General features: G+C 65.5%; 14 protein-coding genes. 7 read left to right on the top strand and 7 right to left on the bottom strand.

Features of this window, described 5'->3' with window-relative positions:
- The first annotated feature begins 236 nt into the window (after positions 1-236).
- The 3 genes from U1872_RS00745 (at position 237) to U1872_RS00755 (ending at position 4,202) form a co-directional block, all read left to right on the top strand.
- Positions 237-1,481: a hypothetical protein gene (locus U1872_RS00745; RefSeq protein ID WP_332790973.1), complete on the top strand. Its 1,245-nt coding sequence runs from the start codon at positions 237-239 to the stop codon at positions 1,479-1,481.
- Between the two features lie 141 nt (positions 1,482-1,622).
- Positions 1,623-2,396, top strand: a complete 774-nt coding sequence (locus U1872_RS00750) for a metallophosphoesterase family protein (protein WP_332790974.1) — start codon at positions 1,623-1,625, stop codon at positions 2,394-2,396.
- 1,158 nt (positions 2,397-3,554) lie between these two features.
- Positions 3,555-4,202 carry a family 16 glycosylhydrolase gene (locus tag U1872_RS00755; protein WP_332790975.1) on the top strand — a complete coding sequence of 216 codons (648 nt, stop codon included), beginning with the start codon at positions 3,555-3,557 and terminating at the stop codon, positions 4,200-4,202.
- A 6-nt stretch (positions 4,203-4,208) separates the two neighbouring features.
- Here the strand turns inward: U1872_RS00755 and U1872_RS00760 are convergent, their stop codons facing one another.
- Positions 4,209-5,390 carry a glycosyltransferase family 4 protein gene (locus U1872_RS00760; RefSeq protein ID WP_332790976.1) on the bottom strand — a complete coding sequence of 394 codons (1,182 nt, stop codon included), beginning with the start codon at positions 5,388-5,390 and terminating at the stop codon, positions 4,209-4,211.
- A gap of 462 nt (positions 5,391-5,852) precedes the next feature.
- On the opposite strand from U1872_RS00760, the gene U1872_RS00765 reads away from it, so the two are divergent.
- On the top strand, positions 5,853-7,439 hold the full coding sequence (locus U1872_RS00765; protein ID WP_332790977.1) for a lipopolysaccharide biosynthesis protein: 1,587 nt from the start codon (positions 5,853-5,855) through the stop codon (positions 7,437-7,439).
- A 133-nt stretch (positions 7,440-7,572) separates the two neighbouring features.
- Here the strand turns inward: U1872_RS00765 and U1872_RS00770 are convergent, their stop codons facing one another.
- Positions 7,573-8,502 carry a glycoside hydrolase family 16 protein gene (locus tag U1872_RS00770; protein WP_332790978.1) on the bottom strand — a complete coding sequence of 310 codons (930 nt, stop codon included), beginning with the start codon at positions 8,500-8,502 and terminating at the stop codon, positions 7,573-7,575.
- A gap of 163 nt (positions 8,503-8,665) precedes the next feature.
- Here U1872_RS00770 and U1872_RS00775 point away from each other — a divergent pair, with 163 nt between their 5' ends.
- Positions 8,666-9,259: a PEPxxWA-CTERM sorting domain-containing protein gene (locus U1872_RS00775; protein ID WP_332790979.1), complete on the top strand. Its 594-nt coding sequence runs from the start codon at positions 8,666-8,668 to the stop codon at positions 9,257-9,259.
- Between the two features lie 55 nt (positions 9,260-9,314).
- Here U1872_RS00775 and U1872_RS00780 read toward each other — a convergent pair whose 3' ends face one another.
- From U1872_RS00780 to U1872_RS00800, 5 genes are all read right to left on the bottom strand, one after another.
- Complete coding sequence (locus tag U1872_RS00780) at positions 9,315-10,745, bottom strand: efflux transporter outer membrane subunit (RefSeq protein WP_332790980.1); 1,431 nt, start codon at positions 10,743-10,745, stop codon at positions 9,315-9,317.
- Positions 10,738-11,892: an efflux RND transporter periplasmic adaptor subunit gene (locus U1872_RS00785; protein WP_332790981.1), complete on the bottom strand. Its 1,155-nt coding sequence runs from the start codon at positions 11,890-11,892 to the stop codon at positions 10,738-10,740. Before U1872_RS00785 ends, U1872_RS00780 begins: the two co-directional genes overlap by 8 nt.
- Positions 11,885-15,103, bottom strand: coding sequence for an efflux RND transporter permease subunit (locus U1872_RS00790; RefSeq protein ID WP_332790982.1), 3,219 nt, complete (start codon positions 15,101-15,103; stop codon positions 11,885-11,887). Before U1872_RS00790 ends, U1872_RS00785 begins: the two co-directional genes overlap by 8 nt.
- A gap of 76 nt (positions 15,104-15,179) precedes the next feature.
- Positions 15,180-16,544 carry a sensor histidine kinase gene (locus tag U1872_RS00795; protein WP_332790983.1) on the bottom strand — a complete coding sequence of 455 codons (1,365 nt, stop codon included), beginning with the start codon at positions 16,542-16,544 and terminating at the stop codon, positions 15,180-15,182.
- The gene (locus U1872_RS00800) at positions 16,534-17,211 is read right to left on the bottom strand and encodes a response regulator transcription factor (protein WP_332790984.1); all 678 of its coding nucleotides are present in this window, start codon (positions 17,209-17,211) and stop codon (positions 16,534-16,536) included. Before U1872_RS00800 ends, U1872_RS00795 begins: the two co-directional genes overlap by 11 nt.
- Before the next feature lie 163 nt (positions 17,212-17,374).
- Here U1872_RS00800 and U1872_RS00805 point away from each other — a divergent pair, with 163 nt between their 5' ends.
- Together U1872_RS00805 and U1872_RS00810 are read left to right on the top strand one after the other, a co-directional pair.
- On the top strand, positions 17,375-17,773 hold the full coding sequence (locus tag U1872_RS00805) for a hypothetical protein (RefSeq protein WP_332790985.1): 399 nt from the start codon (positions 17,375-17,377) through the stop codon (positions 17,771-17,773).
- A 103-nt stretch (positions 17,774-17,876) separates the two neighbouring features.
- On the top strand, positions 17,877-19,373 hold the full coding sequence (locus tag U1872_RS00810) for an OprO/OprP family phosphate-selective porin (protein ID WP_332790986.1): 1,497 nt from the start codon (positions 17,877-17,879) through the stop codon (positions 19,371-19,373).
- The last annotated feature ends 93 nt before the right edge of the window (positions 19,374-19,466 follow it).

The raw sequence follows: 19,466 nt of genomic DNA on the forward strand, positions 1-19,466 counted from the left end.
AACCCAGAATCAGTCTCATCGAACGATCCACGCGCTGATGTCTTAGGGTCGCAAAGGTTACCGAGCCCCCCACGATTACCCAAGCGCATCGCATCCGCCGTGCCCGCATTCAAGGCCAAATCGCCGATGTGCGGTCCGTTGGCGATCTCGTGCCGAAGAATTGCCGGTCAGATTGCATTGCGCGCACGGTAAAAGCGGGTATCGGTCGATCCTTCGTTGAAGAGAGCAGGGGATCGATGACCATCGACACGAGGGTGTCACGTCAACGCGCGACGTTGCGCAGCGTCTATGCGGTACGCGGGTTTCTCGTTCTGGTGCTGGTCGCGTTCCAAAGCTTGGAGGTCAGCGATAGCTTCGTCCGCGTTGCTGGCACGGGCTTGTGGGTCATGCCGGTCTGGAGCGTTGCCGCGTTATTTGCACTCGCCGGGTTTACCGCGATGCGGGGCGTCGAACGGCGTGGCATCAGTGGCATAACAATGCGCGCGGTGACCCGCTACCTGCCGGCATTGGTGCTCGTCGTGGTGGTGACAGCGTACGCTATCGGTGTTGCCGTTACGACCGAGCCGCGACAATCCTATCTCATCGACGGCAATGTCGTCAGCTATTTGCTCAATATCTTCGGCATCGTGCGGTTCACGCTGCCCGGCGTGTTTGAATTCAACGCCTCTGCCGGCGAAGTGAACCCGACCCTTTGGCTCGTGCCGGTCGGCTATGCAGCGGCTGTGATCCTAGTGGTAACCACGCTTCGAGCGCGATGGACGACCGTTCTTCTCGCCGCGATCGGTCTTGTCTTGGCCGCCGCAGGCGTAGGCCTCGATCTGGCGGATGTGGATCTGGGCAATGCGGACGGCGTGTTGTCCCTGTTGCTGGTCGGGAAGGGGCTGTGCGCACTGGTGAGCTTCATCGCCGGCGCCTTCATGTACCGTGTGCGACGCTCGGTCCCGATCGATTGGCGCGCGGCCGTCGTGTTCGCCTTGCTTGCGTTGGTAGTCGCCGCAGTCTCCGACCCATCGTGGTCTTCTGTGCCGCTGTTGAATGCGGGTATTGCCATCCCGCTTGCCTATTTGGCGATCTACGCCAGTTCGTGGCCGTGGCCGTTCCGCCGGTTGGCGCCGCGCATTGCCCCGTTGCTGTGGCGCATCCTGCTGCTGTCGTATCCAATTCAGCAGCTGGTTATCGCGCTCGGCCCCGATCGTCAGAACGTCGTGGTGAACCTGTCGCTATCGCTTCCCATCATTCTGGCGTTGTCGGGCGCGGAGTGGTTTCTGCTCGAGCGGCCATTGCTTCGGCGCTTTTTCCCGGCCCTGCTTCCGGCAGATCCCGAGAGTGCGCCGGGCCGATGGCCAGATGCCCGTGGATATGTTCAGCAGGCGCGAGCGACACTTCCACTGCTCGTCGGCGCTGTGCTGGTGATCTTCCTGATGCTCGCTGCACTCGCGATCACGATGTTCGCGATGCAACGCGACGCCGGCGGCGTGTGAAGCAGATCCATTCGCGGGCTTGAGATTGCTCGGTCTCAGCCTCGCGCTGGTCAGAGCGCCAGTCGGGCCTCAGCGCCGGCAACACGAGCAGATCCCTCGCCGCTGGCGCGGGTGTCCCTCATTCGGCTACACATGAGGGTAATGCTTTTCGACACGGCCCTTCGGCGGAAGCCCCTCAGCCAGTTGATGCCGGCGGATGAGCGCATCTACGCTATCGGCGACGTTCACGGCCGGCTAGACTTGCTCCATCAATTGCTGGGCAAGATCGAAGACGATATTGCGCAGCGTTCACCCGCGCGCAATCGTATCATCGTGCTTGGCGACTTCATCGATCGCGGGCCCGATTCGGCGCGCATCGCAAGCATATTCGCCTCTCGTCAGACGCGTCCGGGCCTGATTGTCCTGAAAGGCAATCATGAAGCCGCCTTGGTCGATGGTATCCGCGGTGACCGCGCCGCGCTTGATCTCTGGATCGAACATGGTGGCGATGCGACGCTGCGCAGCTTCGGTGCGAGTGAAGATGAGATCTACCCAGCGGACTCGCGGGTTCTGCTGGAGACGGTGCGGCGGATCATCCCGAAGACATTGGTAAAATGGATGGCGCGTCTGCCACTGATGTACCGATGTGGCGGGTATCTATTCGTGCATGCCGGCATCAGGCCAGGGGTTTCGTTGCACAAACAGACGGCCGACGACCTTTTGTGGATTCGCGACGCCTTCATCCACAGCCAGGCGAATCATGGCGCGATCATCGTGCATGGTCACACGGTTTTTGAAACCGGGGTGTCGCTCAATGCCAATCGCATCGGGGTCGATACCGGGGCGTGTCGCACCGGGCGCCTTTCGGCGGTCGGCCTTGAGGGCAACGCGCGATGGGTGCTTGATACCGGCTTCGCGACCGAAGACGCGCTTTAACGCGACGTTGAAAGGTTTCGCTACAGTAGGATGGAATTGCCAAACGCTGCGGAATCTCATGCATGAAGCTGTCCTGCCTTTTCAATCAGCATCGTCGGTCGGCCTCTCGAGCGTGGATCGACGGCGGCAGTTGCCGTAGCGTTTGCAAGGAGTGTGGAACCCCGTTGGTCCGCATCGCGCCGCGCCGTTGGATCGAAGCACGCCCTCGGGCGGGAATGATATTCAACTGAGGTCGGGCGCAGACAATTGCATCCAAGCGCGGGCTGTAGCCTTAGTTCGTTGCCATTTGCATGATTGATCTTAATACGCTGTTTGCCGCGACACGCGAAAATCTCTGGGGTGATTGACGCTCCTGCGAAGTTGTTCGAGAAGTTGGCCGTATTGGTCGGTGCTGGCGATCGGTAGTCAAGCCGAGCGCGTTAATTCATGCGCGGTGCACAGTGCGTTTTTTCAAAGAAAGCTCGACCATATTTACCGGGACTATCCTATAACCGGGTAAGTACACGAAAAACTCGTTATTCGCGACGATATATCAGTTTGTTAACTGAGATTTTCGATAGTCATGAGGCAATTGTTCGCGCGCACGTTCCGAAGGACGTGGATTTCGCCGAGGCGATGATGCCAGAGATCACCCGCAGCGGCGACGATGACGCGTACGGCTCGATTGAACGGTAGGCACGGCACGCGCAAACGGGCCCACCGCGCCAAAACTCCTGCAACCTATTGAGATGGATGCGTCGGGTGTACCTAAATCTCTGACGGCTTCGCCACGCTTAGCCGGGCGTTCACTTCATATTTTACGTGCTTGTACACTAGGCTCCTTACCTAAATATACTCAAAGTCTTCGTAGGATTGGTGCTCCGTTAAACAGCCCCCCAAGGTCCTATGAAACAGCAAATTGGCGTCCTCGCTGGTGCATCCGTATTCGTGCTCGCCATAGCCGCGAGCGCGACGGTCTTAGGCCCCGTCGCCAGTCCTGTGGCCTCGAAATCGACAATCGTGGTTGTTGCCGCGGCTACTCCGACGCCCACACCCGCGCCAGCCGTTGCGGTTGTCGCAAAGGCCAGTACCGTCGCGGTATCGGCGACACCCGTGGTGGTCCCGTCCACGGCCCCGGTCGCCGCAGTTCCAGCCCTACCACCGCTGAATCTGAGCGACATGGCACTGTGGAACTGGAACGGCAAATGGACCGCGTCGGAATGGGGGAATGGGAATTCTCCTTTGCCTTGGCGGTATAATCACATCCGGCAGGTTAATCGCGGCGATACGACGTTCACGCTCGACGCCAGCGGGGCGCCGCAGCTGCAGGCGCAGAACGGGACGGCCGCCGCGGCGAATGGCCTGTGGGAAACCGAGGTGACGCTGCCCAAGCTGAAGGACGGCCTGATCGTCGCGCCGCTGTGGGTGTATGACCCGGCGAGCAGGGACGAGATCGATTTCGAATTTGCCGGCCGCAAGGGGCTCGACGTTTCGCTGCACGCGGCGGTGCAGGGCGTGATGAAGGTCAGTACCGTGCGCCTCTATCCCGGCGTCGACATGTCGGGCCAGCGCAAACGCTTCGGGATCAAGGTCGACCAGACGTCGGGCTTCGTCGAAATGTATGTCGACCGTGTCCTGGTCTATCGCTGGAACCGGAGCACGATGAGCTTCTTCGTCTCGAAGCCGCTCAAACCGTGGATCGAGATGTGGCCCGCCATCACGAGCAATGCCGGGTTCGTGTCGTGGGCCGGCAAGTGGCAGGGGCTGGCCGCGAACGAGACGCTGTCGATGGTCGTCCACGGCTACGGCTATACGCCGCTGCGCTGACGGCGATCAGGTATCGCCAGCGCGCGCCCGAGCGGGCTGCGCGCTGGCGTCCAGCCAACGGGTGAACGATCCGTAGCACGCCGCGGCCGAGAAGTGGTTGCGCGCGACCGCGAGGGCCGCGGCGGCGAGATCGGCGCGAACCGTGTCGTCGCCGTTCAAGGCAAGGATGGCATTCGCAAAATCGCGCGGATCGTCGGCTGCCAGGACAGCATCGGCGCACTCGGCCTCGACACCCTGGAGCGTGATCGACGTCGCGACGACCGCCTTGCCGCGCGCGAGCGCTTCGATCAGCTTGATCTTGAGCCCCGAGCCGAAGGTCAGCGGTGAAATGACGATCCCGGCGCTATCATAGAGCGCCCCCAGATCCTCGACCAAGCCGTGAAAAACCGTGCCATGCGGCCCGCCGTCCGGGAACGCACGCCGGACGGTCCCGGCGATGTCGAGCCGCGCGTCTGGAAACCGCGCCAGCACCAACGGCCAGACCTCGGCAAAAAACCATTGCAGGCCGACGACGTTGGGCGGCGTGTTGCTGCCGACGAACAGGAAACGATCGCGCGCGCCGGCGGCCGGCAACGGGCTTGGATCTGCTGCCATCGGCGCGAGGATCGTGACACGGTGCGGAAGGGCTGCCGTCACGAAGCCTGCCTCGCTGGACTGGATGCAGATGACGGCGTCGGCCTGGTCCAGCAGAGCAATCTCCTGGTCACGCGTGATCGGCGTTATCGAATCGGCCCCCATCCCGTCACGCGCGTGATGAAGATCGTGCATGACGATCGCGGTCGGGACCGCGGGGTCGGCGAGATCGGCCAATCCGGTCGCGCAGAAGATATAGTCGGCGATCGCGATGTCGGAGATACCGGCGCTCGCGCGGCGCACATAGGACCGGTCCGCCGCCGTCCATGGCAGCAGGATGCTGTGGGGCAGGGGAACATCCTGCGCCCACGCGCCGCGCGCGCCAACCTTTCGGGCGAGCGCGCGCATCGCCGCCAGCCCGAGCGCGGCATAAACCTTGGGACGGACCGAAACCAATCGCCGGCCGAAGCGCATGAGGCCCCGCACCTGATGGGTTTCGAACACGGCCATTTCCGGGAGCAGCGTGAGGACCGGCATCCGGCCCGTAATCGTGGGCGATGGCTGCACCAGATGCGGAATATAGCCCGCAGCGCGCGCCGCGGTGGCAAGATCCAAAAGGTAGGTGGAACTTCCGTTGGTAGCCCCGACCAAGCGTTGCCGACTGATGAACAAAATGTTTCGTGCCACCTGCCGCTCATGTCATCGCGGCGGTAAGGGCGCAATCCTTATGTCTCTGGTCACAATTGCGGGCGAGCGTCCGTGTTGAGGCGATCCGTCGCCAACGGCCGCAAGGTCCGTTGGAAAGGCGATCTATCCTGGATGCGGATGGCAAATTTGTCACGTCGCCGACAAACGATTGCGCGGCTGAAGAATGGTCGCTATTCGGCCCTATCGATGCCGCAGTGCTCCGCCGGACGCTGCGATATGTCGAGAAAAGACTTGGCTCCGGGGGGGGCTTTTGCGATCGGCTCACCAACGATGGTGGGCCGAGGCGGATCGTCAGCGGCGGTTCGCTTCATAGGATATTAGCCCCAAGCACAACGCGCGGGATGAGCGTTACGTGTTGGGGATGACTGCATGACCGATCCGCACCCCGAAACCCGCCTGATCAGCAGCGGGCCAGCAATCGCGAGCAGGAAGGGCAAAACGATCAGCCCGGCGCTGCGCATGGCGATCCTATCGATTTCGAACGGCGTGCGTCTGGTCAGTCAGATCGTCGTCCTTCCGGTTCTCGCGCGGCTGCTGTCGCCAAGCGACTTCGGTGCAATCGGCCTGGTCGTGCCGTTTCTGCTCGTCATCAATATCATCAGCGAGATGGGCTTGGGATCGGCGCTGGTCCGCGGCGAATTTGCGCAGAAGGAGCTCGAGAGCACGATTTGGTGGATCTCGGTGGCGCTCGGGCTCACCTTGATGGTCGCCTTCATTCTGGGCGCGGGAAGCCTGCGCGCCTTCCTTGGCAACACGGTGCCGCTTCCGGTGTTCGAATGGCTAGGCGTCGTGCTGTTGCTGAGCTGCCTGTGCACCGTCCCGACCGCTTGCATCCAACGCCGTGGCGATGCGTTGGCGTTTTCCGCCAGCGATCTGCTGACGTCGCTGGCGAGTGCGCTGGTGGCATTCTGGATGGCGTTTCGTGGCTACGGCATCTACGCGCTGGTCGGTCAGCAGCTGACCATCTGGATCGCAAAGACCTGCATCCTGCTCGTCACTGCGCGTTTCGTCCCGCAGTTTTCGTTCAACCTGAAGGGACTGGGCGCCGCCTTTCGCTTCGGGCTTCCGCTCAGTGGTGCCAATCTCGTCGATTATTTTTCGAGAACGATCGACAATCTCATCGTCGGGCGCGTGCTGGGTACGGCCAGCCTGGGCTGGTATTCGCTCGCCTATCAGGTGATGCGGATTCCCGACGCGATTATCGCTGGCCCGATCGCCTTCACGATTTTCCCGGCGATCGACGGCATGCAAAGTGACCGCCGGCGCGTCGGGGCAGCGTATCTTGCGATGATCGAATGCCTTTTGACCCTGGCTGTTCCGATCCTCTTCGGATTGTCGGCAACCGCGGATATCATCGTCGAAATCCTGCTGGGGGCGAAGTGGACCGAGACTGGCCTGCTGCTCGCCATCCTGGCACCGGCCGGAGCGCTCCAGTGCCTTGTTCCCGCGAGTTACGGGATCCTGATGGGCGTCGGCAAGACGCATCTCCAGGCGGTACTCGCGCTGGCGCTTGCAGGGTTCGTTCTCGCCGGGGTCGTCCTGGGACTCCCGGGCGGTCTGCGGTTCGTCGCGATCGGCGTCCTGGTCGGAACCGCGCTGGGCAGCATCACGGTGGTGATCGCAACGACACGCGCCGTCGGGGTTTCCCTGCTCGCCTTGGGCCGCGCGGCGGCGCCGCCCTTGTTGAGCGGGTTCGTGATGTGGGCGTGCGTTGTCACGTTGCGGAGTGAGCTCTCCTTCGAAGAGCGGATCCTGCAATTGTTTCCATCGGTGGTGGCGGGCGCGTTGGTCTACGGGGTCTTGGCGTTGATCTGGGTTCGGCCGCTGCTGCGCCGACTTGCTGCGGTGCGCAACAGTGGGGCGTCAGACTATCACGTGGACGGTTCCAGCATGATCGTCAAAGGCGAGCATCTCGTGCAGGACGTTGGGGCAGGGGCGGTTTCCACCGGCGCCTGACCCGACAGCGCCTTAACCTTCGATGAGACGCGGTCGCCGTTGATGTCAGGCCGTAGCTACGTCTGGCGGTAACGCTGCGCAAGCGGCGTGCGGTGTTCGGCGTCGCGCGCAGCGCGGCCGATCAAGCCTCAGGTCACTTGGCGCGCGGGGCGGACGGCGGCGGCCCGCGGAACTGCCAGGCGCGGATGAAGTCGATCCGCATCGTCGCGGCAAAGTTCGGGTCGGGATCGGGGTAGCCCGGCCAGCCGCCGCCGATCGCCATATTGGCCAGGAGATACATCGGCTGGTTCATGTCCGCCGTCTCGGGCGCGGTCGAGGTCAGCGCACCATCGACGTAGAAATCGATCCGTCCCGGGACCCACAGCGCGCCATAGGTATGGAAATCTGCCTGCGAGATATTGAGCCGCACGGTGTTGGTGACCGTGGGGGTTCGCTTGGAATGGATCGACTGGAAGACGGTGCCTGCCTTGTTGCCATGCGCTTCGAGCACATCGATCTCGGGCGGCCAGCCGCCATCTGCGGGCAGGAGCCAGAAGGCGGGCCAGACGCCCTTGCCCCCGGCCCAGGCCGCGCGAATTTCGAAATAGCCGTAGCGTTGCTTGAAGGTGTCGCGCGTCGTGATCGCACCCGAGCTGTATTCGATGCGCGGGAGGGTCTTGAGGCCCTTGAGCAAGTCGGGATGCCGGGCCAGATCGCCGAACACCGCATCGCGCGCGGCCGTCGGCAAGGGGCGTGCGCTGATCGTCATGACGCCGTTGGCGAAGCTGAAGGGGTCGATGCCCAGTTTCAGATATTTGCGGTCGAAATAGATCTGCGCTTCGCCATTGTTCCACAGGCTGCGCGAGCCGACCGATGGCTCGGCGCTGGTGCGCGCGCCATAGGCCAGGTTCCACTTGCGCGGATCGAGCGGCGCTGAAAACTCCTCGCTGAAACTCGGCGTCATGGCATAGCCGGCCGGAGGGCCGCTTCGCAGCACGGCCGGTGGCACAGGCGCGGGGCTACCGACGATGGCGACCGCCAATCCCGTGGCCGCAACGGCCGCGCTCGTGAACAATGCGCGCATTCTTGCTCCAATGCCGTCGGCCGACGCAGATCGTGCGGCTGGCGGGCGTTATACAGACACCGGTCGAACCGCCAAAGTGAAACGGCGCGGGGCGCCTCTTTACCGGTTGTTAAGGATAATAGGGTCTTAACGGGTGGCAGGATCATCCGGGAGGCGAAGTACGATGCGCGGATTAAAGACATGGGCCGCCGTGGGGTGTCTGCTGGCAACAGTGACGCTCGCTGCGCCGGCACAAGCCGTGACGATCGGCTTCGAAAACGGTACGACGCAAGGGGATGTGATCCAGGGGCAATATGAAAGCAGCGGTGTCACCTTTTCCGGTGCAACGATCCTGCGAATCCCGGATTATAATTTCGGCGATTATCCGACGCACGGCGGAAAGGCCGTCGTTTACAATAGCGACGGGGACATTCGTCTGTTCTTTTCCTCGCTGACCTTCGATGTTTCGGCGTATGCGACGACCGCGACGCCGCTGTTGATGACGGCTTACGGGCTGGACGGCGTGATCCTGGGATCTTCGCTGCTGGCGCCGAATATCGGCAGCACGTCGATGATCGGCTACCGCGGGCAGGGGGTCTCCTCGGTCCTGTTCAGCAGCGGCGCGGTCGGCAATTTCACCCTTGACGACGTGTCGTTCGGGCCGGCGGTTTCGGCGGCTCCCGAGCCGGCGAGCTGGGCGATGATGATCCTGGGCTTCGGGGCGATCGGCGCGGCCTTGCGCCGCCGCGAACGCCGCGCCCCGCGCGTGGCAGTCTGATACCAGAGCGGATCGGCAACACGGCATTGCTCGGCGATGGGCTGGTCTTGCCCGATCACGGCACTGCGGCCACGGCGTTCGCGGACCATCCGCCGCCCAGCGCCCGGATTAGCCGGATGCTCGCTTGCAGCCGGCGCGTTTCGAGGTCGAGCGCAGCGCGACGGGTGCGCAGCGCGGTCGTCTGCGCGGTGAACACCTCGAGATAGGTGACCGCGCCCTTGTCGTAGCGGTTGAGCGAGAGGCGCTCGGTCGCCGCCGCTTGGCGCACCGCCTCATTTTCCGCCGCGGCCTCGTCGCCGAGATGGTGGAGCTGCGCGAGATAGTCCTCGACCTGCTGGAACGCGCCGAGCACGGTCGCGCGATAGTCGGCACCGGCGCTCGCCCAGCGGGCGCGTGCGATGGCGAGCTCGGCGCGACGACGGCCGCCGTCGAACAGGCTCAGCACCGCACTCGGCCCGATCGACCAGATCGTGTTCGAGGCCGAGAGGAGACCCGGCAGGCCGGTCCCCTGGAAACCCGCGCTGCCGCCGAGCCGGATCGCGGGGAAGAAGGCCGCCTTGGCGATGCCGATCGCGGCATTGGCCGCGAACACGCGGCGTTCGGCGGCCGCGATGGCGGGACGACGCTCGACCAGCGTCGACGGCAAGCCGAGCGGCACTACGGGAATGGCGAACGGCGTCGTCGCCGGCGCGATGCTGAAGGTCGAGGCGGGCGTTCCGACCAGGCTGGCGATGGCATGTTCGGTCAGCGCGCGCGCGGCCGCGACGTCGGCAAGCTGCGCGCGCGCCTCGGCGAGCTGTGCGCCCGAGCGGCTGGTCTCGATCCCGCTGACGATCCCGGCCTGGAAGCGTCGCGCGATCAGATGGTCGGCCTTGGCGAAGGCGTCGACGGTCTGGACGAGCAGCTCGGACTGCCGGTCAAACCCGCGCAGCGCCATATAGTCCGAGGCGAGCTCGGCCTGCAGGCTCAGCTGGATCGCGGCGAGGTCGTCGCCCGAGGCCTGCACCTCGGCCTTGCCCGCGGCGACGCTGTTGCGCACGCGGCCCCACAGGTCGAGCTCGTAGCCGAAGCTCGCCTCGATCGTATCGGCGCCGTAAACGTCGGGTTGGTTGCTGCCGCGCAGCGGGCGATCGTCGGATTGGCGGTTGCGCGTGACGCTGGCATCCGCACCGATCTGCGGGAACAGCCCGGCGCGCGCCTGGCCGAGATAGGCGCGCGCGCCGTCATAGCGCGCCAGCGCGCCGGCGAGCGTCGGATTGTCGCGCGCGACGTGCTGTTCGAGATCGTCGAGCTGTGGGTCGCCGAACACGCGCCACCAAGCGTCGGGCACGATCGCGGCGGGGGCAGCAGCCGGCTGCCATGGCCCGGCCTCCTTGAAGGCGGGGGGCGTCGGCGTCACCGCCGGATGGTATGGCGGGGCGAACGAGCAGCCGGCGAGGCTCGCCAGCGCGATCGCCGCGATCGCCGCGCGCAATCGCTCAACCACGCGCGCCTCCCTCGACGCGGACCAATTCGCCGTCGACGATCGAGTCCGGCGGGTTGTCGACGATCTTCTGCGTCGAGGAGAGGCCCGACAGCACCTCGACCGTCTGGCCGAGATCGCGCCCGAGCGCGACGCGCTGGAGGCGGATGTGGTGCGACGCATCGACCGTCGCGACCTGCGTGCCCTGCGCGCGGAACAGCAGCGTCGTCGACGGGATCTGCACCGTGCTGGCTTGCCCGCGCACGGCGAAGCGGACTTGCGCGAAGCCGCCGGGGCGCAGCGCATTCTCGGGATTGTCGGCGACGAGCTGGACCTGGAAGGTGCCGCTCTGCGGGGTGATCGCGCCCGAATTGCCGACGACATGCGCGGGGAAGCTGCGGCCGGGATAATCGGGCACGCTCAACGTCGCGGGCAGCCCCGGCGTCATCGTTGCCGAGTAGCTTTGGGGCACGCTGACATAGATGCGGATCCGCTGCGTATCGGCGACGACGAACATCGGCTGCTGCACCGACGCGCCCGGCCCGACGAGATCGCCGATATCGGCCGAGCGCACCGTCACCGTCCCGGCGAACGGCGCGCGCACCGTCGCGAAGGTCTTCAGCGCGAGCAACCGCCCGAGATCGGCGCGCGCCGCCAGCACTGCGGCGTTGCGCACCGCGAGATCGCCATTCTTCTCGTCCACCTCCTGCTTCGACACCGAATTGTCGGTGAGCAGGTCGTTCCAGCGCGCCGCGGTGCTGCGCGCGAGCCCGGCATGCGCCTGCGCGCTGACCAGAGCGGCGCGGGCGGCGATGATCTGCTGGTCGAGCTCGGGCGTGTCGATCCGGCCGAGCGGCGCGCCGGCGGCGACCGGGGCGCCGATATCCTTGTACCAGGCGCTGACATAGCCACCGACGCGGGCATAGAGCTTGGCCATGTTCCACGCCTGCATCGTGCCCGACAGGTCGAGCGCGTCGCTGGCCGCCGCGGATTTGATCGGCACGAGATGGACCGTCGGGACCGATCGCGCATCGGACCAGGTCTGCGCCTCGCTGGTATCGTGGAAGCGGACGAACGTGCCGGCGGCGACCACTCCCGCGGCGACGACGAGCGCGACGATCCCGGCGCTTTTGAGACCCTTGGGCGGGGGGGCGGCGAGGGCGTCATCCATGAGCGAGCTGTCCGATTGTCGAAGGGTTGGAGGTAGGCCGGCGTTCGCGGCGATGCGCGAGCGCGAAGACGACGGGCACGAAGACCAGCGTGGCGAGCGTCGCGCAGATCAGGCCGCCGATCACCGCGCGGCCGAGCGGCGCATTCTGCTCGCCGCCTTCGCCGAGGCCGAGCGCCATCGGCGCCATGCCGATGATCATCGCGAGCGCGGTCATCAGCACCGGGCGGAAGCGCGTCGCGCCCGCCTCGGCGGCGGCGCGCAGCGCGTCGCCGGTCTCGGCCAGGCGTTCGCGCGCGAAGCTGACGACGAGCACCGAATTGGCGGTGGCGACGCCCATGCACATGATCGCACCGGTGAGCGCCGGCACCGACAGCGGCGTATGGGTCGCGAACAGCATCCAGACGATCCCGGCGAGCGCGGCGGGGAGTGCCGAGACGATCACCGCAGGATCCACCCAGCTCTGGAAATTGACGACGATCAGCAGGTAGATCAGCGCGATCGCCCCGATCAGACCGAAGATGAGCCCTGAGAAAGCCGCGTTCATCGTCTGCACCTGGCCGCGCAGCGCAACCGCCGATCCGGTCGGCAACGCCGGCTTGGCGCCGTCGATCACTTTCTGGATGTCGCCCGCCACCGCGCCGAGATCGCGGCCCTGCGTCGTCGCATAGACGTCGAACGACTGTTGCAGCGCATAGTGGGTGACCACCGCAGGCGATGGCTCGCGGTGGAGCGTGCCGAGCCCGCCGAGGATCTGATAGGCGCCGGCGCCCGATCCGGTGATCGGGATGTTCTGCAGGTCCGACAGCGAATCGGTGCGATATTGCGGGGTCTGGACGACGATCGGGTAGGACACGCCGTTCTTCGGGTTGAGCCAGAAGGCGGGGGCGATCTGCGAGCTGCCCGCGAGATTGACCGCGAGGCTGCGTGTCACGTCATTCTCGGTAATCCCGACGCGGTCGGCCTGCGCGCGGTCGACGTCGAAGCCGAGTTCGGGCGCGGCCTCGGTCTGCTGGACGCGAACGTCGGCGATGCCGGGGATGTGGCGCATCCGCTCGGCGAGGAGGTGCGCATAGGCCTCGCTATGCTTGGTGTCGCTGCCGGTCACCATGACGTCGATCGGGGCGGGGGCGCCGAAATTGAGGATCTGGCTGATGATGTCGGCGGGCAGGAACGAGAAGACCGAGCCGGGGAAGGCATCGGGCAACGCCTTGCGCAGCGTGTGGACATAGCCGGCGGTCGGCTTGTGGCTCTCGGCGAGCGTCACCAATATGTCGCCATCCTGCGAGCCGACGCCGCCGGTGTTCGAGTAAGCGCGGTTGATGCCCGACACCGGCATGCCGATATTGTCGACGATCGAGACCAGCTCGTCGGCGGGGATCGTCGCGCGGATACGGTCCTCGACGCGGTCGAACATCGCCGCGGTCTCCTCGATCCGCGTGCCGATCGGTGCGCGGACGTGGAGGTTGATCTGCCCGGCGTCGATCGTCGGGAAGAAGTTGCGCCCCAGCATCGGGATCAGCGCGAACGACAGCAGCACGACGGCCATGAAGGCGGGCACGAAGACGCGCCGCCGCGCCAGGGCGAAGGCAAGGATCGCGACATAATAAGCGCGCACGCGTTCGAAGCGCTGCTCGAACGCGCTCTGGACGCGGATGAAGACGTTGCGCGTCCCCGCCCGACCCGTCCGAGAATCGTGCGACACCATGATCTCTGCGGTGTGCGGCGTGGGATGATCGCGCAGCAGGAAGTTGCCCATCGTCGGCACCAGCGTGCGCGAGAGGATGAACGACGCGATCATCGCGAACACCACCGCCATCGCCATCGGCGCGAACAGGAAGCCGGCGATCCCGGGGAGGAAGAACATCGGCAGGAAGGCGATGCAGATGCACAGCAGCGAAACCAGCGCCGGCTGGACGATCTGCTGCGCGCCGTCGAGGATCGCGTCGCGCACCGACTTGCCCTGCTCGAGATGCCAGTTGATGTTCTCGATCGTCACCGTCGCATCGTCGACCAGGATGCCGACCGCGAGCGCGAGCCCGCCGAGCGTCATGATGTTGAGCGTCTGCCCGACCACCGCCAGTCCGGCGACCGCGGCGAGGATGGCGAGCGGGATCGAGGCGGCGATGATCACCGTCGAGCGCCACGAGCCGAGGAACAGCAGGATCATCAGGCTGGTCAGCGCCGCCGCGATCGCCCCTTCCTTGATCACGCCCGACACCGCCGCCTTGACGAACAGCGACTGGTCGGAGAGCGGCTGGACCTTGAGCGACGGTGGCAGCGTCGCCTTGAGGCCGGGCAGCAGCGCCTTGGCCTGGTCGACGATCGCGATCGTCGAGGCGGCGCCGGATTTGAGGATCGTCATCAGCACCGCACGGCCGCCATCGACGCGCACGACGTTGCGCTGCGGCGGCGAGCCGTCGCGGACATGCGCGACGTCGCGCATGAAGACGGTCGTCCCATCGACGGTCTTGATCGGCAGATCGTTGAGCTGGTCGACCAGCTCGGGCGAATTGTTGAGCCGGACGTTATATTCGTATTGGCCGATCTTGGCGGTGCCCGCGGGGACGATCTGGTTCTGCGCCGCGAGTGCCGCGCCGACATCGCTCGCCGAGAGGTGCCGCGCCTGGAGCGCCGCAGGATCGAGATCGATCTGGATCTGGCGTTCCTTGCCGCCATAGGGCGAGGGGATCGCGGCGCCCTGCACCGCGGCGAGCGCGGGGCGGATGAAGTTCTGGCCGAGATCGTAGATCTTCTGCTCGCTCAGATCCTTCGACGACAAAGCGAGCTGGAGGATCGGGACGGTCGAGGCGTTGTAGTTGAGGATCTGCGGCGGGGTGATGCCCGGCGGCATCTGCTTCAGCACCGTCTGCGAGGCGGCGGTGACCTGTGCCGAGGCGGTGCGGATGTCGACGCCGGGCTGGAAGAAGATCTTCACGATGCCGACGCCGTTGAGCGACTGGCTCTCGATATGGTCGATATCGTTGACCGTGGTCGAGAGCGAGCGTTCGTAATAATAGACGACGCGGCCCGACATGTCCTTGGGCGGCAGGCCGCGATAGGTCCACACCGCGGCGATCACCGGGATCTTGATGTCGGGGAAGATGTCGGTGGCGGTTTCGACCCAGGCGATCGACCCCGACAGGACGATCAGGATCGCCAGGACGACGAAGGTGTAGGGCTTGCTGAGGGCAAGTTTGACGAGCTGCAGCACGGTGGACCCGATGTTTCCAGAGGAAAGACGGGGCTCCATTTATGCGGGTTGCGGTGCAGCGCTAATTAAATGAATTTCACCTCGGGGGCTCGGCCGGCGCGTGGATGCGCACGATCAGGCCGGGGGCGGCATCGCCGAGCTCGAGGCTGAAGCCGTGGAGGTGGACGATCGCCGCGACGATGCTCAGCCCCAGCCCGCTGCCGGGGATTCCCGCCGCGTCGACCCCGCGATAGAAGCGCCGCAACGCCGCCTCGCGCTCGTGCGGGGCGAGGCCGCGACCGGTGTCGCGGACGGTGAGGGTGAGCCCTTCGCCGTCGCGCGTCGCCCCGAGCACCACCGCGCCACCCGCGGGGCTGAACTTGATCGCATTGTCGAGCAGGTTGCTGATCGCCTCGAACAGCAATTGCGGGTCGCAGCGGATCGTCGCGGCGGGGATTGGCCCGAGCCGCAGGGTGAGGCCGGCATCCTCGGCGAGCGGCTCGTACAGCTCGCACAGGCTCTCCAGGAACGGCGCGAGCGGCACGGTCGCAAAGCCGGCATGGCGGCCGCTCGCCTCGAGCTGCGAGATCCGCAGCAAGGCGCCGAAGCGCTCGAGCACGAGGTCGAGATCACCCAGCGCGGCGCGGCTGATCGCGACCGAGCGGGGATCGGCATCGGGCAGCGCGATCGCGCGCTCGAGCTGCCCGCGGACGTGCGCCAGCGGCGTGCGCAGATCGTGCGCGACGGCATCGGTCACGCCCTTGACCTGCGCCACCACGCGCTCGACCTCCTCGATCATCGTGTTGACCGTGCCCGCGAACAGATCGAGCTCGTCGCCGCGCGCGGTGACCGGCATCCGCAGGTCGAAGCGTCCCGCCGCGATCGCCCGGCTGGCGGCCTCGAGGTCGCGCACGCGGCGCAGCGGCGCGCGGCTGAGCAGTACGCCGGCGCCGAGTACCAGCACGACGATCGCCACGCCGCTGCCGATCAGGATTTCGAGGATGCGGCGGCGCAGATCGACGATCGGCGCGATGTCGCGCCCGATCAGGACGGTCTCGCCGGTCGGCACCGCGATCGCCAGCACGCGCAGCGGCCCGTGTGCACCCGGCCTGGCGGCGATGTTGACGGGATGGTCGAAGCGGAAGTCGCGAACGATCGCGAGATTGCCCGCGATCGGCTCGCCACTGCGCGATTGCAGCGCGTAATAGTTGAGGCCGCTGGTGCTGTGCGCCAGCGCGCTGGTGATCCGGTCGGGCAGCGTATCGGGCGAGCTCGCGCGCAGCCTGGTCGCTTCGATCCGCAGGATGTGATCGGTCCGCCGCGTCAGTTCGCGCGCCGACAGCCCGTAGATCAACGCGAGCAAGGCGACGACGCCGAGCGCGAACACCAGCCCGAGCAGCGAAGTCAGCCGGAAGGTGCTGGTCCGGCGGATCTGCCCGAAATGCAGCCGTTCAATCGGCATCGAAGCGATAGCCTTCGCCCTTGACGGTGACGATCGCCGACGGCCGGTCGGGCCGGTCGAGCTTCTTGCGCAGCCGCGCGATATGGACGTTGATGAGGTTGGCGCCGGGGTCGAAATAATAGCCCCAGACCTGCTCGAAGATGATCCGGCGGCTCAGCGTGTCGCCCGCATGGCGCACGAGGAACTCGAGCAGGCGGAACTCCATGTGGAGCAGGCGCACCGGTTGCCCGGCGACCGTCACCTCGCGGCGGATGAGATCGATCACGAGATCGCCCGCCTGGAGCGTCGCGGCGTTGGCCGAATCCTCGCGGCGGCGCAGCAGCACCTCGATCCGCATCGCCATCTCCTCGGGCGCGAACGGCTTGACGAGATAATCGTCGCCACCCGCGCGCAAGCCCGCGATGCGCTCGTCGACATCGCCCAGCGCGCTGATCATCAACACGGGAAGCACGATGCGCCGGGCGCGCAACGCCGCCACGACCGACAGGCCATCACGGCCCGGTAGCATGCGATCGAGCGTCGCGGCGTCGAACGGCTCGCGCGTCGCGCGCTCCAACCCCAGGTCACCGTCCGCGACGTGCGTCGTGACATGGCCGTGCGCGTGGAGCGCCGCGACGATCTGGTCCGCGGTGGCTGGATCGTCTTCGATGACAAGGATGCGGGCCATGACGGTTCCAATGTGCGTCAAACCCGCAGGCGCCACGCGATTGCGCCAGCGAGGCGAATGGTGGTGACCCCTGCGGGAGGCGTCGTTTCAACAAAAATGCACGGAATTCCGAGGGTCTCTGATCGGCTCTGCCCATCTGTCTGTACACACGGCCTGTATCCGCATGCATCATCAATCCAACTTGGTCCAGGCGTGTCAAGCGGCGTCGAGGCGGGAACTTCTGCTGCGGCTGGGTTGGACCGTCGCGCGGCGCGAGAAGCCCTTTTTCGGGAGGTGGTACCGACGATGTCGAAGTGATGCGGACGGCGGTTGCCTCGGCAAGCGGCGCGACCGCGAGCGTACGCTGATCGCGCGCTTCTTCTCCACGCTGAAGGCCTTCCGCTGCGTCGCCCCGGTACGACACGTTCGCGCTACCTTCGGCGCCTTGGTCCCGCTTGCCGCACTGCGGCTCAAACGCTTTGCGGGACCAGAAGGGACGTCCACGCACGCGGCACCCGATGTTCTTAAAAATCAGGAAAAAATAATCGCGCTTCTCATCGGTTCAGCGGCCGCCGGCCTATAATTTCAATATTATTCCAGACGTTCACTGAAATCATCACCGAAATCCGCGTCGGCATCACCGCTCGATATTACCAAAATATTTAGCGCAATATAGGGCATATTCCTTGAAAACTCCATTTCATGCCGGCGTTGCAATTGCAGCGCTCATCTTCGCGACTCCTGCTCTTGCGCAAAGTGTTTCACCCGATCAGGCCGAACTGGCTGCGCTGGTCCGCGCGCAGGCCAACGAAATCGCCGCGCTGCGTAACCGCCTCGACAAGATCGAGGGTGGCGCGCCCACGACTGCAGCGCATGCGCCAACCGCCGCACCGATGCGGCAGGTCCCCGTCGCAACCCGTCTGCAGACCGCCAACGACGACAGCGCGGTAGAATCGTTCGCACCGCAAATCCTTCCGCCCGGCCTCGCGGACCAGACGGTCGATCAGGCCCGCGCCGCGGCCCTGAACAGTGCCGGCGTCAAGACGGAATGGCGCGGCGGGCTGCCGATCTTCCGGTCTGCGGACGGCACCTTCCTGTTCAAGATGCGCGGCCGTATCATCAACCACGCCAATTCGACCTTCGGATCCCGCTATGATGCGCGCAACATCACGACGACGGGCGCGCGTGCTCTGCGGATCGGGATCGAAGGGGCGGTCGGTCCGCACTTCTTCTACCAGTTTGAAAATGACTTCGCCGACAACCTGTCCGATGTCGGCACCATGTTCGTCGGGTGGCGCGACGATATCGGCAAGATGTCGTACGACGTTCGCGCCGGCAACATGTTCAACGATCGCAGCTTCGAGGGATCGGGTGGATCGGACGCGCCGCCTTTCCTCGAGCGCAACGTCGTTGCAACGGCGATCATCCCGCAGCGCGGCTTCTACGGCATGGGCATCATGCCGCGGCTGTTCTGGAGCACCGGACACGCCTCGGTCACGGTCAGCGGCGATTCGGTCGATGCAAGCCAGTTGGTCGGCGATAGCCGCACCGTGCTGGCCCGCGCCCACTGGAACCCGATCAAGACCGATCGCGCGATCCTGCATCTCGGCCTCTGGGGCTTCGACGAAAAGCTCGCCGCCGGCCCCGGTTCGCTCACGCGCAACACGGTCATCGGCGGCCGTTTCAATGGCACCCTGCGGGTCTCCAGCGGCACGCTCGTCGGTGGTACGGGGACGACCGGCTACGGCGCCGAAGTCGGTGGTTATGTCGGGCCGCTGTGGGTCATGGCCGAAGCCGGCCAGCGCCACGCCCGGCTCAACGCGGATCGTCCTGATTTCGTGAGCAAGGCGTGGAGCCTGTCGACCGGGTTTTTCCTGACGGGCGAATTGCCGCCGTACAATCCGCGGCTCGGAACCTTTGCGCAGCCCAAGGTGCTACGGCCGGTCTTCAACGGCGGCCCCGGCGCGATCGAGCTTACCGCCCGCTACGAGAATATCGACTATGCCAGTCTGGCGACGGGCGGCAAGGGCTGGGCGGCAACGGCGGGCACCAACTGGTATCTGGACAGCGTGATCCGGCTCCAGTTCAACGTCATCCGCTGGCACACCGACAATCGCGCCGGTGCATATATCGGCAACGATTCCGGAGAAACGGTCACCGGCGGAGTCGGCGTGACGTTCTAGGCCCAGCCGCGCGACGTGAGCCGCGGACCGCATTCGTGAGCGGACGGACATTTCCGATCCGTCCGCTCATGAACGGCCAAACCGTGGTGGCAA

Origin of the sequence: Parasphingomonas frigoris, assembly GCF_036663815.1 — a bacterium.
GTDB lineage: Bacteria > Pseudomonadota > Alphaproteobacteria > Sphingomonadales > Sphingomonadaceae > Sphingomonas.